General features: G+C 64.1%; 13 protein-coding genes. 8 read left to right on the forward strand and 5 right to left on the reverse strand.

Going from position 1 to position 15,133, the window contains the following annotated elements; genetic code table 11:
* The 4 genes from frr to rpsB form a co-directional block, all read right to left on the reverse strand.
* Nucleotides 1-558 (reverse strand): ribosome recycling factor, encoded by a 558-nt coding sequence (gene frr / locus RRX38_RS09335; RefSeq protein ID WP_295477115.1) that lies wholly within the window; start codon nucleotides 556-558, stop codon nucleotides 1-3.
* Nucleotides 555-1,298 (reverse strand): UMP kinase, encoded by a 744-nt coding sequence (gene pyrH, locus RRX38_RS09340; protein ID WP_295477117.1) that lies wholly within the window; start codon nucleotides 1,296-1,298, stop codon nucleotides 555-557. The genes frr and pyrH overlap by 4 nt, the downstream gene beginning before the upstream one ends.
* Before the next feature lie 206 nt (nucleotides 1,299-1,504).
* Nucleotides 1,505-2,371, reverse strand: coding sequence for a translation elongation factor Ts (gene tsf / locus RRX38_RS09345; protein ID WP_295477119.1), 867 nt, complete (start codon nucleotides 2,369-2,371; stop codon nucleotides 1,505-1,507).
* Nucleotides 2,372-2,553: 182 nt separating this feature from the next.
* Nucleotides 2,554-3,291: a 30S ribosomal protein S2 gene (gene rpsB, locus RRX38_RS09350; RefSeq protein ID WP_295477121.1), complete on the reverse strand. Its 738-nt coding sequence runs from the start codon at nucleotides 3,289-3,291 to the stop codon at nucleotides 2,554-2,556.
* A 300-nt stretch (nucleotides 3,292-3,591) separates the two neighbouring features.
* Here rpsB and map point away from each other — a divergent pair, with 300 nt between their 5' ends.
* The 7 genes from map (at nucleotide 3,592) to RRX38_RS09385 (ending at nucleotide 11,624) form a co-directional block, all read left to right on the forward strand.
* Nucleotides 3,592-4,377 carry a type I methionyl aminopeptidase gene (gene map, locus RRX38_RS09355; RefSeq protein ID WP_295477123.1) on the forward strand — a complete coding sequence of 262 codons (786 nt, stop codon included), beginning with the start codon at nucleotides 3,592-3,594 and terminating at the stop codon, nucleotides 4,375-4,377.
* A 41-nt stretch (nucleotides 4,378-4,418) separates the two neighbouring features.
* Nucleotides 4,419-7,115 carry a [protein-PII] uridylyltransferase gene (locus RRX38_RS09360; protein ID WP_295477125.1) on the forward strand — a complete coding sequence of 899 codons (2,697 nt, stop codon included), beginning with the start codon at nucleotides 4,419-4,421 and terminating at the stop codon, nucleotides 7,113-7,115.
* A gap of 53 nt (nucleotides 7,116-7,168) precedes the next feature.
* Nucleotides 7,169-8,362: a succinyldiaminopimelate transaminase gene (gene dapC / locus RRX38_RS09365; RefSeq protein ID WP_315962312.1), complete on the forward strand. Its 1,194-nt coding sequence runs from the start codon at nucleotides 7,169-7,171 to the stop codon at nucleotides 8,360-8,362.
* A gap of 142 nt (nucleotides 8,363-8,504) precedes the next feature.
* On the forward strand, nucleotides 8,505-8,876 hold the full coding sequence (locus RRX38_RS09370; RefSeq protein WP_315962313.1) for an ArsC family reductase: 372 nt from the start codon (nucleotides 8,505-8,507) through the stop codon (nucleotides 8,874-8,876).
* Between the two features lie 44 nt (nucleotides 8,877-8,920).
* Nucleotides 8,921-9,955, forward strand: a complete 1,035-nt coding sequence (gene dapD, locus RRX38_RS09375) for a 2,3,4,5-tetrahydropyridine-2,6-dicarboxylate N-succinyltransferase (protein WP_295477131.1) — start codon at nucleotides 8,921-8,923, stop codon at nucleotides 9,953-9,955.
* Between the two features lie 59 nt (nucleotides 9,956-10,014).
* A complete protein-coding gene (locus tag RRX38_RS09380) occupies nucleotides 10,015-11,220 on the forward strand; it encodes a cysteine desulfurase (RefSeq protein WP_315962314.1) in 1,206 nt (401 codons plus the stop codon).
* Complete coding sequence (locus RRX38_RS09385) at nucleotides 11,217-11,624, forward strand: SufE family protein (RefSeq protein ID WP_295477134.1); 408 nt, start codon at nucleotides 11,217-11,219, stop codon at nucleotides 11,622-11,624. The genes RRX38_RS09380 and RRX38_RS09385 overlap by 4 nt, the downstream gene beginning before the upstream one ends.
* Here the strand turns inward: RRX38_RS09385 and tcdA are convergent.
* Nucleotides 11,615-12,436 carry a tRNA cyclic N6-threonylcarbamoyladenosine(37) synthase TcdA gene (tcdA, locus tag RRX38_RS09390; protein ID WP_315962315.1) on the reverse strand — a complete coding sequence of 274 codons (822 nt, stop codon included), beginning with the start codon at nucleotides 12,434-12,436 and terminating at the stop codon, nucleotides 11,615-11,617. The genes RRX38_RS09385 and tcdA overlap by 10 nt on opposite strands.
* Before the next feature lie 170 nt (nucleotides 12,437-12,606).
* On the opposite strand from tcdA, the gene RRX38_RS09395 reads away from it, so the two are divergent.
* The gene (locus tag RRX38_RS09395) at nucleotides 12,607-15,129 is read left to right on the forward strand and encodes a glycosyltransferase family 2 protein (protein ID WP_410524881.1); all 2,523 of its coding nucleotides are present in this window, start codon (nucleotides 12,607-12,609) and stop codon (nucleotides 15,127-15,129) included.
* The last annotated feature ends 4 nt before the right edge of the window (nucleotides 15,130-15,133 follow it).

Genomic DNA, 15,133 nt, shown 5'->3' on the forward strand with positions numbered 1-15,133 from the left:
TCAAACGGCCATCAGGTCTTTTTCCTTGGCTTCCAGCGCCTTGTCGACTTCGGCCACGAACTTGTCGGTGAGCTTCTGCAGCTCATCGGCGGCGCGACGCTCTTCGTCTTCGCTGATTTCCTTGTCCTTGGAGAGCTTCTTCAGGTCGGCCAGTGCATCACGACGCACGTTGCGCACCGCTACCTTGGCGTCTTCGGCTACGCCGCGCGCCTGCTTGGTGTAACCCTTGCGGGTCTCTTCGGTCAGGGCTGGCATCGGTACACGAATGGTGGTGCCGGCACTGCTGGGGTTCAGGCCCAGGTCGGAGGTCAGGATGGCCTTCTCGATGGCGGCACTGAGGTTCTTGTCGTGAGCGACGATCTTCAGGGTACGAGCATCTTCCACGGTGACTGCGGCGACCTGGTTCAGCGGCATCTCGCTGCCCCATGCCGGAACCTTGATGCTGTCGAGGATGCTCGGGTGAGCACGGCCGGTACGGATCGAAGCCAGGTTGCGCCCCAGGGCCTCGATGGACTTGCCCATGCGCTCCTGGGCATCTTTCTTGATGTCGTTGATCATTGTTGAACTTCCTCGATCAGGGTTCCTTCAGCGCCACCTTGCACGATATTGAGCAGGGCGCCAGGCTTGTTCATGTTGAAGACGCGCAACGGCATCTTGTGGTCGCGGCACAGGCAGATAGCCGTCAGGTCCATCACACCCAGCTTGCGATCCAGCACCTCGTCGTAGGACAGACGCTCGAACTTCTCGGCATTCGGATCCTTGAACGGATCGGCGGTGTAGACGCCATCGACCTTGGTGGCCTTGAGCACGACGTCGGCATCGATCTCGATGGCACGCAGGCAAGCTGCCGAATCGGTAGTGAAGAACGGGTTGCCGGTACCGGCCGCGAAGATGACGACTTCCTTGGAGTTCAGGTGGCGCATGGCCTTGCGACGATCGTAATGATCGGTCACGCCAGTCATCGAGATGGACGACATCACGATGGCGGTGATATTGGCGCGCTCCAAGGCATCGCGCATCGCCAGGGCGTTCATCACCGTGGCCAGCATCCCCATGTGGTCACCGGTGACACGGTCCATGCCGGCCGCGCTGAGCGCCGCACCGCGGAACAGGTTGCCGCCGCCGATCACCAGGCCGACCTGGACGCCGATGCCGACCAGTTGACCGACTTCCAGCGCCATGCGATCGAGCACCTTGGGATCGATGCCGAACTCTTCGGAGCCCATCAGGGCCTCGCCGCTAAGCTTGAGTAGAATGCGTTTATAGCGAGCCTGGTGACCACTGCTCTGCTGAGCCATTGCGAATCTCTCCTGCGGCATTACGTGATGATGAAATCCATGCAGGCCACAAGGCCTGCGTCAACTTTAGCCCGGCACTAACGCGACGCCAGGAAAAGCTGTTTTGCAGACTGCGCCTGCGGGGAAAAAATTCCCATGTCGCTTTTTGAAAAAGAGGCTGCGCGCGTAAGCGGGCAGCCTCTTCGGGTCGACAGAACGAATCCGTCTTATTGCTTCTTGGCAGCAGCCACTTGAGCAGCAACTTCGGCAGCGAAGTCGTCTTCTTTCTTCTCGATGCCTTCACCGACTTCGTAGCGAACGAAGGAAACCACTTCGGCACCGGCCTTCTTGGCCAGCTCGCCGACCTTGATTTCCGGATCCATGACGAAGGCTTGCTCGACCAGGCTGGCTTCGCTCAGGAACTTGGCGATACGGCCCTTGACCATGTTCTCGACGATGTTCTCTGGCTTGCCGGCGATCTTGTCGGCGTTCAGCTGCAGGAAGATTTCCTTCTCTTTGGCGACCAGCTCTTCGGATACGTCTTCTGGACGTACGACAGCCGGGTTGGAAGCAGCCACGTGCATGGCGATCTTCTTGGCCAGGTCTTCGTCGCCGCCCTTCAGGACAACTACGACACCGATGCGGTGACCGTGCAGGTAGGTACCGATGGTCTCACCCTGAACAGCGGTCAGACGACGGATGTTGACGTTCTCGCCGCACTTGGCAACCAGGGCTTCACGAGCCGACTCGCGGGAAGCGATCAGCGGAGCGGCTTCGGTCAGGTTCTGCTCGAAAGCTTCGTTCAGGCTGTCTTTGACGAACGCCTTGAAGTCGTCCTGCAGAGCCAGGAAGTCGGTCTGCGAGTTGACTTCGATGATCAGCGCGCGGCCACCTTCGGCACGCACGGCGATGGAACCTTCGGCAGCGATGTTGCCAGCCTTCTTGGCAGCCTTGATGGCGCCCGAGGCACGCATGTCGTCGATGGCCTTCTCGATATCGCCACCAGCGGCAACCAGTGCCTTCTTGCACTCCATCATGCCCTGGCCGGTACGCTCACGCAGTTCCTTGACCAGCGCTGCAGTAATTTCTGCCATTTCAAAAATCCTCTTGGATAGGTCTTAGCCACACCACCCGAACACGGGCGTTCAAATTCTTGGAAATCCATGATGGCAGCAGCAGATGACAACAAGGCCGCGCCATCGGATGTTTTCCGAGGTGGCAAAAAGGGGGCCTAGCCCCCTTTTTGCGTACTGAGTCAACGCCTGGCGTCGATTACTCAGCCTTCTACAGCGGTAGCCGGAGCTTCTTCGTAGACTTCGGTGCCGCCAGCAACGTTGTTGCGGCCGCGGATGACGGCGTCAGCCATCGAAGTCATGTACAGCTGGATGGCGCGGATGGCGTCATCGTTACCTGGGATCACGTAGTCAACGCCTTCAGGGCTGCTGTTGGTGTCGACAACGCCGATGACCGGGATGCCCAGCTTGTTGGCTTCGGTGATAGCGATGCGCTCGTGCTCGACGTCGATGACGAACAGAGCATCAGGCAGGCCGCCCATGTCCTTGATACCACCCAGGCTGCGATCCAGTTTTTCCAGGTCGCGGGTGCGCATCAGGGCTTCTTTCTTGGTCAGCTTGGCGAAGGTACCGTCTTCAGCCTGGGTTTCCAGCTCGCGCAGACGCTTGATCGACTGACGGATGGTCTTGAAGTTGGTCAGCATGCCGCCCAGCCAGCGGTGGTCGACGTACGGCGAACCGCAACGTGCTGCTTCTTCAGCGACGATCTTACCGACGGAACGCTTGGTGCCGACGAACAGGATCTTGTTCTTGCCCGAGGCCAGACGCTCTACGAACGACAGGGCGTCGTTGAACATCGGCAGGGTTTTTTCCAGGTTGATGATGTGAATCTTGTTGCGCGCGCCGAAAATGAACTTGCCCATTTTCGGGTTCCAGTAACGGGTCTGGTGGCCGAAGTGCACACCGGCCTTCAGCATATCGCGCATATTGACTTGGGACATGATAGTTCCTTGATAAGTCGGGTTAGGCCTCCACGCATCCCAATGACCAACCAGAGGCATTCGCCAAAGGCACCCAGGCCATCGTGTCGACACGTGTGTGGGTTTGTGCTCCAGGGCCGAGCCCTGCAAAGCGGCGCACTTTATATCACACAAAGCCACGAAGAGAAACCCGCATCTATCGCTCGCCCGCACCTTTCACCCACCCGGCCATGGCTTGCAAGGGTCACTCCACGCCCGGCGGTCTGTTAGAATCGCGGTTTTCCGTATTCGAGCCGTGCGCGGCTGTGCCGAGAGACCCGTATGACCGTCAGCATCAAGAACCACGAAGACATCGAGAAGATGCGCATCGCCGGCCGCCTGGCCGCCGAAGTCCTGGAGATGATCGAGCCGCACGTCAAGGCCGGCGTCACCACCGAAGAACTGGACCGCATCTGCCACGACTACATCGTCAACGTCCAGCAGGCCATCCCTGCCCCGCTGAACTACAAGGGCTTCCCCAAGTCGATCTGCACCTCCATCAACCATGTGGTGTGCCACGGCATTCCGGCGGACAAGGCGCTGAAGAACGGCGACATCCTGAATATCGACATCACCGTGATCAAGGACGGCTATTACGGCGACACCAGCAAGATGTTCCACGTCGGCAAGGTGCCGGAGTGGGCCGAGCGCCTGTCGCGTGTCACCCAGGAGTGCCTCTATAAAGGCATCGAGGTGGTGCGCCCCGGCGCACGTCTGGGCGATATCGGCGAAGTGATCCAGAAGCACGCCGAGAAGAACGGCTTTTCCGTGGTACGCGAGTTCTGCGGCCACGGCATCGGCAAGGTCTTCCACGAAGAGCCGCAGGTCCTGCATTATGGCCAGGCCGGCACCGGACTGGAGCTCAAGGAAGGCATGACCTTCACCATCGAGCCGATGATCAACCAGGGCCGCCCCGAGACCAAGATCCTCGGCGACGGCTGGACCGCCATCACCAAGGACCGCAAGCTCTCGGCGCAGTGGGAGCACACCCTGGTGGTCACCGCCGACGGCTACGAAATCTTCACCCTGCGCAGCGATGACACCATCGCCCGCACCAACGCCGGCTGATCGTCGGCGTTCGCCCCCAACCCAGAAGGAAAGCGCGCCCCATGCCGCAGGTGGACCCCGAATTGTTCGATCGCGGCCAGTTCCAGGCGGAACTGGCCCTGAAAGCCAGCCCTATCGCCGCTTTCAAGAAGGCCATCCGCCAGGCCGGAGAAGTGCTGGACCAGCGTTTTCGCGCCGGCCGAGACATTCGCCGACTGATCGAGGACCGCGCCTGGTTCGTCGACAACATCCTCCAGCAGGCCTGGAGCCAGTTCGACTGGCAGGGCGACGCCGACATCGCCCTGCTCGCCGTGGGCGGCTACGGGCGCGGCGAACTGCACCCCTATTCGGACATCGACCTGCTGATCCTGCTGGGCGGCGACGACCACGAGACCTTCCGCGACTCCATCGAACGCTTCCTGACCCTGCTCTGGGACATCGGCCTGGAAGTGGGCCAGAGCGTGCGCTCGGTGGGTGAATGCGCAGTCGAGGCCCGCGCCGACCTGACGGTGATCACCAACCTGATGGAAAGCCGCACCATCGCCGGAGCCGAACACTTGCGCCAGCGCATGCTGGATGTCACCAGCACCGCGCACATGTGGCCGAGCAAGGACTTCTTCCTGGCCAAACGCGCCGAGCAGAAGGCTCGCCACCACAAGTACAACGACACCGAGTACAACCTGGAGCCCAACGTCAAGGGCTCGCCGGGCGGGCTGCGCGACATCCAGACCATCCTCTGGGTGGCACGCCGCCAATATGGCACCCTCAACCTCAAGGCCCTGGCCGGCGAAGGGTTTCTGCTGGAAACCGAAAACAATCTGCTGGCCTCTTCGCAGGAATTCCTCTGGAAGGTGCGCTATGCCCTGCATATGCTCGCCGGACGCGCCGAAGACCGCCTGCTGTTCGACCACCAGCGCAGCATTGCCGCCCTGCTCGGCTACGAGGACACCGAGTCCAAGCGCGCGATCGAAAGCTTCATGCAGAAGTACTACCGGGTGGTGATGAGCATCGCCCAACTGAGCGACCTGATCATCCAGCATTTCGAGGAAGTCATCCTCAGCGAGGACGACGGCAGCACCCAGCCGCTCAATTCGCGCTTCCAGCTGCACGACGGTTACATCGAGGCCACCCACGCCAACGTGTTCAAGCGCACGCCGTTCGCGATCATCGAGATCTTCGTGCTGATGGCGCAGAACCCCGAGATCAAGGGCGTGCGGGCCAATACCATTCGCCTGCTGCGCGAACACCGCCACTTGATCAACGACGAGTTCCGCCACGACATCCGCAACACCAGCCTGTTCATCGAGCTGTTCAAGTGCGAGATCGGCATCCACCGCAACCTGCGGCGCATGAACCGCTACGGCATCCTTGGCCTGTACCTGCCGGAATTCGGGCATATCGTCGGGCAGATGCAGCACGACCTGTTCCACATCTATACCGTGGACGCCCACACCCTCAACCTCATCAAGCACCTGCGCAAGCTGCAGTACACCGAGGTTTCGGAGAAATTCCCGCTGGCCAGCAAGATCATGGGGCGGCTGCCCAAGCCGGAACTCATCTACCTGGCCGGCCTGTACCACGACATCGGCAAGGGCCGCGGCGGCGACCATTCGGAACTCGGAGCAGTGGACGCCGAGGCCTTCGGTATCCGCCATCAGCTGCCGGCCTGGGACACCCGGCTGATCGTCTGGCTGGTCAGCCATCACCTGGTAATGTCCACCACCGCGCAGCGCAAGGACCTCTCCGACCCGCAGGTGATCCACGACTTCGCGCTGTTCGTCGGCGACGAGGTGCACCTGGACTACCTCTACGTGCTGACCGTGGCCGACATCAACGCCACCAACCCGACGTTGTGGAACTCCTGGCGCGCCAGCCTGCTGCGCCAGCTCTACACCGAGACCAAGCGTGCCCTGCGCCGCGGCCTGGAGAACCCGGTGGACCGTGAAGAGCAGATCCGCCGCACGCAGACCGCCGCACTGGACATTCTGGTGCGCAACGGCACCGACCCGGACGACGTCGAGCAACTGTGGTCCGGGCTGGGCGACGACTACTTCCTGCGTCACACGGCGGGCGACGTGGCCTGGCACAGCGACGCGATCCTCCAGCAACCCGCCGACGGCGGCCCGCTGGTACTGATCAAGGAAACCACCCAGCGCGAGTTCGAAGGCGCCACGCAGATCTTCATCTATGCCCCGGACCAGCACGACTTCTTTGCCGTGACCGTGGCGGCCATGGACCAGTTGAACCTCAACATCCATGACGCGCGGATCATCACCTCCAGCAGCCGCTTCACCCTCGACACCTACATCGTGCTGGACAGCGACGGCGGCTCGATCGGCAACAACCCAGAACGCATCGAAGAGATCCGCCTGGGCCTGACCGAAGCGCTGCGCAACCCGGACGACTACCCGACCATCATCAAGCGTCGCGTGCCTCGGCAGCTCAAGCATTTCGCCTTCGCCCCGCAGGTGACCATCCACAACGACGCCCAGCGCCCGGTTACCGTGCTGGAGCTGCTGGCGCCGGATCGACCGGGCCTGCTGGCGCGGGTCGGCAAGATTTTCCTGGAGTTCGACCTGTCGCTGCAGAACGCCAAGATCGCCACACTGGGCGAGCGGGTGGAAGACGTGTTCTTCATCACCGATGCCGACAACCACCCGCTCTCCGACCCGCAGCTGTGCGCCCGACTGCAGGACGCCATCGTCAAGCAACTGAACGTCAACAGCGAACCGGACGGCGGCTTCCGCCTGAGTATCTGACCTGATTCGAAGGCGCCCGGCGGCGGGCGCCCTGCACCCTCGAGACCTGCCTCATGAACAACGCGATGCAACAGCTCCAGCCCTACCCGTTCGAAAAGCTGCGCGCCCTGCTCGGCAGCGTGACGCCCAACCCGGACAAGCGCCCTATCGCCCTCTCTATCGGTGAGCCCAAGCACAAGTCGCCCGACTTCGTCGCCAAGGCCCTGGCCGACAACCTCGACCAGATGGCCGTGTACCCGACCACCCTGGGCCTGCCGGCGCTGCGCGAAGCCATCGGTCACTGGTGCGAGCGGCGCTTCGGCGTACCGGCCGGCTGGATCGACCCGGCCAGCCACGTCCTGCCGGTCAACGGCACCCGCGAGGCGCTGTTCGCCTTCACCCAGACCGTGGTGCAGCGCGAGGCCAACGGCCTGGTGGTCAGCCCCAACCCCTTCTACCAGATCTACGAAGGCGCGGCGTTTCTCGCCGGCGCCCAGCCGCACTACTTGCCGTGCCTGAGCGAAAACGGCTTCAACCCGGACTTCGACGCCGTGTCGCCGGAAACCTGGCAACGCTGCCAGATTCTCTTCCTGTGCTCGCCGGGCAACCCCACCGGTGCCCTGGTACCGCTGCCCACCCTGAAAAAGCTGATCGCCCTGGCCGATCAGTACGACTTCGTGATCGCCGCCGACGAATGCTACAGCGAGCTGTACTTCGACGAGCAGAGCCCGCCGCCGGGCCTGCTGAGCGCCTGCGCTGAACTGGGCCGCCAGGACTTCAAGCGCTGCGTGGTGTTCCACAGCCTGTCCAAGCGCTCCAACCTGCCCGGCCTGCGCTCCGGCTTCGTGGCCGGCGACGCCGAGATCCTCAAGGCCTTCCTGCTGTACCGCACCTACCACGGCTGCGCCATGCCGGTGCAGACCCAGCTGGCCAGCATCGCCGCCTGGAACGATGAGGCCCACGTACGTGCCAACCGAGACCTGTACCGCGAAAAGTTCGACGCCGTGCTGGACATCCTCGGCCCGGTGATGGACGTGCAGCGCCCCGACGGCAGCTTCTACCTGTGGCCTTCGGTCGGCCAGGACGACGCTGCGTTCTGCCGCGACCTGTATGCCGAACAGCACGTTACGGTGGTACCGGGCTCCTACCTGTCGCGGGACGTCGACGGCTTCAACCCCGGCGCCGGCCGCGTGCGCATGGCCCTGGTCGCACCGCTGGACGAGTGCATCGAGGCCGCCGAGCGGATCCGTGCGTTCGTCCAACGCTGACAGCCTGCGCGCACCACGGTACAGGCGCTGCCGTGGTGCGCCGTGCGGATTGTCAGACAGATCGCCACGCGCCTCGGGCACAGTGGCGTTTGCCATGGCATAATCACCGGCTGTTTTCAGCGATGCATGGGAAATACCGGCAATGGCCACAACCGCCAAAGACAGCAACAGCGTGCGCATCTACGGCATCAAGGCCTGCGACACGATGAAGAAAGCCCGTACCTGGCTCGAAGAACACGCCGTGAGCCACGATTTCCACGACTACAAGACTCAGGGCATCGACCGTGAGCACCTCACCCGCTGGTGCGACGAACACGGTTGGCAAGTGGTCCTGAACCGCGCCGGCACCACCTTCCGCAAGCTCGACGAGGCGCAGAAAGCCGACCTCGACCAGGCCAAGGCCATCGAGCTGATGCTGGCGCAACCGTCGATGATCAAGCGCCCGGTGCTCGATCTCGGCGAGCGAACCCTGATTGGCTTCAAGCCCGAACTCTATGCGGCAGCGTTGCAGTAGGCCCTTGCGCCACTGACGCCCCCGATCACTCAAGAGGAATCTGCATGTCCACTACCCCATTCAGCCTGGCCTTCGGTGTCGGCACCCAGAACCGCCAGGGCGCCTGGCTGGAAGTCTTCTACGCCCTGCCCCTGCTCAAGCCATCGGCCGAGCTGGTCGCCGCCGTAGCGCCGCTGCTGGGCTACACCGGTGGTAACCAGGCCATCGCCTTCAATACCGACCTGGCTGCGAAACTGGCCGAAGCGGTCAAGCCGGTGGACGCCGCCCAGGCTGCCCTGCTGACCCGCCTGGCCGAAAGCCACAAACCGCTGGTTGCCACCCTGCTGGCCGAAGACGCCGCCCTGACCTCCACCCCCGAGGCCTACCTGAAGCTGCACCTGCTCTCGCACCGCCTGGTCAAGCCACACGGCCTGAGCCTGGCCGGTATCTTCCCGCTGCTGCCGAACGTGGCCTGGACCAACCAGGGCGCCGTCGACCTGGCCGAGCTGGGCGAGCGCCAGCTCGAAGCCCGCCTGAAAGGCGAGCTGCTGGAAGTCTTCTCGGTGGACAAGTTCCCGAAAATGACCGACTACGTGGTGCCGGCCGGTGTGCGTATCGCCGACAGCGCCCGTGTGCGCCTGGGCGCCTACGTGGGTGAAGGCACCACCGTGATGCACGAAGGTTTCGTCAATTTCAACGGTGGCACCGAAGGCCCTGGCATGATCGAAGGCCGTGTATCGGCGGGCGTATTCGTCGGCAAGGGCTCGGACCTGGGCGGTGGCTGCTCGACCATGGGCACCCTGTCGGGCGGCGGCAACATCGTCATCAGCGTGGGCGAAGGCTGCCTGATCGGCGCCAACGCCGGTATCGGCATCCCGCTGGGTGACCGCAATACCGTCGAAGCCGGCCTGTACATCACCGCTGGCACCAAGGTGGCCCTGCTCGACGAGAACAACCAACTGGTACGCACGCTCAAGGCCCGCGACCTGGCCGGCCAGCCTGACCTGCTGTTCCGCCGCAACTCGCAGACCGGCGCCGTGGAGTGCAAGACCCACAAGTCGGCCATCGAGCTGAACGAAGCCCTGCACGCCCACAACTGATGCCGTGTTCGGGTCCGGGCGCTGCCGCCTGGACCCGCCTGACCGAACCGGACTGACCCATGCCCCTCATTTCGCCCTGGCGCGCCGACTTTCCTGCCATCGACGCCCTGCTCCGGCAAGGCCAGACCTATCTGGACAGCGCCGCCACCACGCAGAAACCCCAGGCATTGCTCGATGCCCTGACCCGTTACTACGCCACCGGCGCCGCCAACGTGCATCGGGCCCAGCACCTGCCGGGCGCGCATGCCACCCAGGCATTCGAGGCCTCACGGCAGAAGATCGCCCATTGGCTCAATGCCGACGCCGGCGGCCAGATCATCTTCACCCATGGCGCCACCTCGGCGCTCAACCTGCTGGCCTATGGCCTGGAGCCACGCTTCGCCGCTGGCGACGAGATTGCCATCAGCGCCCTGGAGCACCATGCCAACCTGCTGCCCTGGCAGCAGCTGGCGCAGCGCCGTGGCCTGAAGCTGGTGGTGCTGCCACTGGATGGCCACGGCCTGATCGACCTCGACGCTGCCGCGACGCTGATCGGCCCGCGCACCCGTCTGCTGGCAGTCAGCCAGTTCTCCAATGTGCTGGGCGCCTGGCAACCCCTGCAACGCCTGCTGGCCCTGGCCCGCGGGCAAGGTGCACTGACCGTGGTCGACGGTGCCCAGGGCGTGGTGCATGGCCGGCATGACGTGCAGGCGCTGGGTTGCGATTTCTATGTGTTCTCAAGCCACAAACTGTACGGCCCGGAAGGCCTCGGCATTCTCTACGCCCGCAATTGGGCGCTGGAACAGCTGGCGCACTGGCAGTTCGGTGGCGAGATGGTCCTCGACGCCGATTACCACCAGGCCCAGTTCCGCGCCGCACCACTGGGCTTCGAGGCCGGCACGCCGCCGATCGCCAGCGTCATCGGCCTGGGTGCCACCCTCGACTACCTCGACAGCCTGGATAACCAGGCGCTGGCCGAGCATGAAGCGCGCCTGCACAAACGCCTGCTCGAAGGCCTGCAGCAACGCGAGCGCATCCGCATCCTCGGAGCACCCGAGCTGGCGCTGGTCAGCTTCGTCGCCGAAGGCATCCACAGCGCCGACCTGGCCCACCTGCTCACCGAACAAGGTATCGCCGTGCGCGCCGGCCATCACTGTGCGATGCCGCTGCTCAAGAGCCTCGGCCTGTCCGGTGCCATCCGCGTATCGCTGGGGTTGTACAACGACTCGGACGACCTGCTGCGCTTCTTCGCCGCCCTGGACCAGGCCCTGGAGCTGCTGGCATGAGCCTGTCGCCTGAGGCCCAGGCGGCGCTCGACGCTTTCGCTGGCCAACCGGGCTGGGAACAGCGCGCACGCCTGCTGATGCAGTGGGGCGAACGCCTGCCAGCGCTCGGCGAGGCGCAGCGCACGGAACAGCATCGGGTGCACGGTTGCGAAAGCCAGGTCTGGCTGCTGGGCGAATGTCACGATGGGCGCTGGCAATTCCGCGCCAGCAGCGATGCGCGCCTGCTGCGCGGCCTGCTGGCGCTGCTGCTGGTGCGGGTCAACGACCTGCCGGCCGAGCAGTTGCAGCAGGTCGACGTGGCGCAGTGGTTCGACAGCCTGGGCCTGGGCCGTCAGCTTTCTCCGTCGCGCAGCAACGGCCTGAATGCCGTACTGCAGCGCATGCGCGAGCTGACTCAGGCCTGATCGGCCGCTGCCCGCAGGCGCTCGGCCGGGCGCCGCGCACCGGCCACCAGCTTGTCTACCGCCTTGCTCGCCGCGACCATGCCGAAGGTCGCGGTGACCATCATCACCGCGCCGAAGCCACCGGCACAGTCCAGGCGCACCCCCTCACCGACGAAGGTCTTGCTCTGGCACACGCTGCCGTCGGGCATCGGGTAGCGCAACTGCTCGCTGGAAAACACGCAGGGCACGCTGTAGTGACGGTTCGGAGTGCGTGAGAAGCCATAGTCGCGGCGCAGCGTGGAGCGCACCTTGGCGGCCAGCGGGTCATTGAAGGTGCGGTTCAGGTCGCAGACCTGGATCTGCGTCGGGTCGATCTGCCCGCCGGCACCGCCGGTGGTCACCAGTTGAATCTTGCGCCGTTTGCACCAGGCGATCAGCGCCGCCTTGGCCTTTACGCTGTCGATGCAGTCGACGACGAAGTCCAGCTCTTGAGTGATGTATTCGGCCAGGGTGTCCTGAGTGACGAAATCCGCCACGGCATGCACCACGCAATCGGGATTGATGGCGCGGATGCGCTCGGCCATGACCTCGACCTTGGCGCGCCCTACGGTGCCCTCCAGCGCATGCAGCTGGCGGTTGGTGTTGCTGACGCAGACGTCGTCCAGGTCGAACAGCGAGATTTCGCCGACCCCGGAGCGCGCCAGCGCTTCCGCCGCCCAGGAGCCCACCCCGCCGATGCCGATGACTGCCACATGGGCGGCACGCAGACGCGCCAGCCCCTCGTTGCCGTACAACCGGGCGATACCTGCGAAACGTGGATCTGCTGTGCTCATGCGCGGGACCTCGAAAACCGGCGCGCAGTATACGTCCTGCGCGCCCGTTTGGTGAGTGCCGCGCCCTCGAGGGGTTCAGGCAAGTGGGCAGTTCTGACAGTTTCGCGGCCTGTCGCATGGGCCCATGCTGACGAACAACGGTTCTTCCCCTCAGCCGGACACCTCGCGCCATGACGCCATTGATCCTGCTGTGCATCGCGCTTGTCGGGCTCCTGGCATTCGGTCGGCGACTGCGTCGCACGCAGCTCTTTCAAGCACCCGACTGGCCAGGCTGCGTCCGGGGTATCTGCTATGCCCCCTATCGATCCGGCCAGAGCCCCCATGCCCATCGACAACCCGACAAGGCGCAGATACGCCAGGACCTGTTGCTGCTGTCTGCAATGACTCGGCACGTCCGGACCTATTCGGTCGAAGGCGCACTACGCGACGTCCCGGAAATCGCTGAGGAGCTGGGGCTTGAGGTCACGCTGGGCATCTGGATCAGTGAAGACAGCGCCCGCGACGCGGATGAAATCACCCAGGCCATCGAACTGGCCAGACGCTATCCCTGCGTCCGGCGCATCCTGGTCGGCAATGAAACCCTGTATCGCCATGACCTGTCGCTGCAACGCCTACTCGATGCCCTCCAGCGGGTCCGTGAGCAGGTCGATATCCCGGTGTCCACCTCGCAGCAATGGCACTTGTGGCGCGACTTCCCGGAACTGGCTCGGCATGTGGATTTCATCGCCGCGCACATTCTGCCTTTCTGGGAGGCGAAGAACTATCGGCAGGCCGCAACCCATGTGCTTGAGCTGGCAGAGCAACTGCAAGCCTGGTTTCCCGGGCAACCGCTGCTGATCTCGGAAGTCGGCTGGCCGAGCCAGGGTCAGGGCACCAAGCGCCTGTTCACCTCGCCCGCGGAGCAGAGCATCAGCCTGAGGTGCCAGATCCAAAGCCTCGAAGAGCATGGCTACGACTACTGCATCATCGAAGCCTTCGACCAGCCCTGGAAGACCGCCGAAGGGCCGTCAGGCGCCCATTGGGGACTGTTCAGCGCCGAGCGCCGGCTCAAGCTTCAGCGGCACGGCCCGGTCAGTGTCCAGGAAAACTGGCGCAACGCCCTGAAGCGGTGGCTGGGAGGGCCACAGCCGGGAGCCAGGGGTCGACGTCGACTGCTGGGGGTGTCTGGCGCGATCTATGCCAGCTTGCTGCTGATCAGCCATGGCCAGTTGTCGGGCCTCCCGGCGTGGGCCGCCTGGCCACTGAGCCTGGCCTGGGCTGGCTGGGCATTGGCAAGCCTGTGGCTGGAGGTGCGCGAAGACCTCGAAAGCACCTGGCTGCCGGAGCAGCCCAGATCGTTCCGGCCCATTCGCGACGCCCAGGCCTGGCGGCCGCCTGTCGCTATTCATCTGGCCTGCCACGACGAACCTGCGGACATGCTCATTCAGACCCTCGATGCCCTGTCACGCCTGCACTACCCCGACTTCGAAGTGCTGGTGCTGGACAACAACACCCCACATGAAGAGACCTGGCGACCGGTGCTCGAGCACTGCCGCCGGCTGGGCCCGCGCTTTCGCTTCTTCCATAGCGAACACCTGCCGGGCTTCAAGGCCGGCGCACTCAACCACCTGCTCGAGCACACCTCACCGCAGGCGCAGGTCGTCGCCATCGTCGATGCCGATTACCAGGTCTTCGAAGAGTGGCTGTACGAAATGGTCCCGCACCTGGCCGACCCGCAGCTGGCCATCCTGCAGTCGCCCCAGGACTACCGTGATGGCCCGGATAGCCCGTTCAAAGGCTGCTGCCAGGCCGAATACCAGGGTTTCTTCAACTGCGGCATGCTGCTGCGCAACGACCATGACGCAATCATCCAGCACGGCACCATGACCCTGATACAGCGCTCGGCCCTGCAAAGGCTGCGCTGGTCCACAGTATGCATTTGCGAAGACGCCGAACTGGGCCTGCGCCTGCTGGAGCGCGGTTACCATAGCGGCTATCGCAATGCCAGTTACGGCAGAGGCTTGACTCCCGACACCTTCCAGGCCTTCAAGCAGCAGCGCTATCGCTGGGTATACGGCGCCATGCAGATCATCCGTGACCACGCCGCCGCCTTGATCCTCGGCCATCGCACGCAACTGAGTGCCGCGCAGCGCTATCACTTCCTCGCCGGTTGGGCCGCCTGGTTGCTGGAAGGCTGCAACACCCTGCTGCTGGGCGCAGCCGTGCTCGCCTCGCTGGCGATGATCCTGTGGCCCCAGGCAACGGCGGCCCCTCCGCTGTTGTTGAGTGCTGTGCCGGTAACGGTCTTCGGCATGCGCCTGATGCGCCTGGCGTATCTGTACCGCGCTCATGGCGCGCGGGTATGGCATGAAGGCCTGGCGGCAACCTTGGCCGGCGTCGCCCTGTACCCGACCATCGGTCGTGCGGTGCTGGCGGGGCTGTGCACCCGCTACCGGCCGTTTCTGCGCACGGCCAAACAGGACCGGGCACCGGGCCTGGCCAGGGCCATCGGCCATGCCCGCGAAGAACTGGGCCTGCTGGCGGTCATCTGGGCGCTGCTCGGCGCGCTGCTGCTGCGGCGTGGCTGGGAAGACCCGGACATGATGATGTGGACTGTCATGCTGGCGGTGCAGTCACTGCCCTGCCTGGCCGCCCTGGCCATGGCGCTTCTGTCCTGCTGGCACCCCGAACAGCGGCGTTTTGCTTTAAGATAACGGC

The sequence above is a fragment of the Pseudomonas sp. DTU_2021_1001937_2_SI_NGA_ILE_001 genome (genome assembly GCF_032463525.1).
Lineage (GTDB): Bacteria > Pseudomonadota > Gammaproteobacteria > Pseudomonadales > Pseudomonadaceae > Aquipseudomonas.

Excerpts from the sequence above, each read along its gene's own strand:
- frr (WP_295477115.1), bottom strand. The coding sequence starts at position 558 with ATGATCAACGACATCAAGAAAGATGCCCAGGAGCGCATGGGCAAGTCC.
- pyrH (WP_295477117.1), bottom strand. The coding sequence starts at position 1,298 with ATGGCTCAGCAGAGCAGTGGTCACCAGGCTCGCTATAAACGCATTCTA.
- tsf (WP_295477119.1), bottom strand. The coding sequence starts at position 2,371 with ATGGCAGAAATTACTGCAGCGCTGGTCAAGGAACTGCGTGAGCGTACC.
- rpsB (WP_295477121.1), bottom strand. The coding sequence starts at position 3,291 with ATGTCCCAAGTCAATATGCGCGATATGCTGAAGGCCGGTGTGCACTTC.
- map (WP_295477123.1), top strand. The coding sequence starts at position 3,592 with ATGACCGTCAGCATCAAGAACCACGAAGACATCGAGAAGATGCGCATC.
- RRX38_RS09360 (WP_295477125.1), top strand. The coding sequence starts at position 4,419 with ATGCCGCAGGTGGACCCCGAATTGTTCGATCGCGGCCAGTTCCAGGCG.
- dapC (WP_315962312.1), top strand. The coding sequence starts at position 7,169 with ATGAACAACGCGATGCAACAGCTCCAGCCCTACCCGTTCGAAAAGCTG.
- RRX38_RS09370 (WP_315962313.1), top strand. The coding sequence starts at position 8,505 with ATGGCCACAACCGCCAAAGACAGCAACAGCGTGCGCATCTACGGCATC.
- dapD (WP_295477131.1), top strand. The coding sequence starts at position 8,921 with ATGTCCACTACCCCATTCAGCCTGGCCTTCGGTGTCGGCACCCAGAAC.
- RRX38_RS09380 (WP_315962314.1), top strand. The coding sequence starts at position 10,015 with ATGCCCCTCATTTCGCCCTGGCGCGCCGACTTTCCTGCCATCGACGCC.
- RRX38_RS09385 (WP_295477134.1), top strand. The coding sequence starts at position 11,217 with ATGAGCCTGTCGCCTGAGGCCCAGGCGGCGCTCGACGCTTTCGCTGGC.
- tcdA (WP_315962315.1), bottom strand. The coding sequence starts at position 12,436 with ATGAGCACAGCAGATCCACGTTTCGCAGGTATCGCCCGGTTGTACGGC.
- RRX38_RS09395 (WP_410524881.1), top strand. The coding sequence starts at position 12,607 with ATGACGCCATTGATCCTGCTGTGCATCGCGCTTGTCGGGCTCCTGGCA.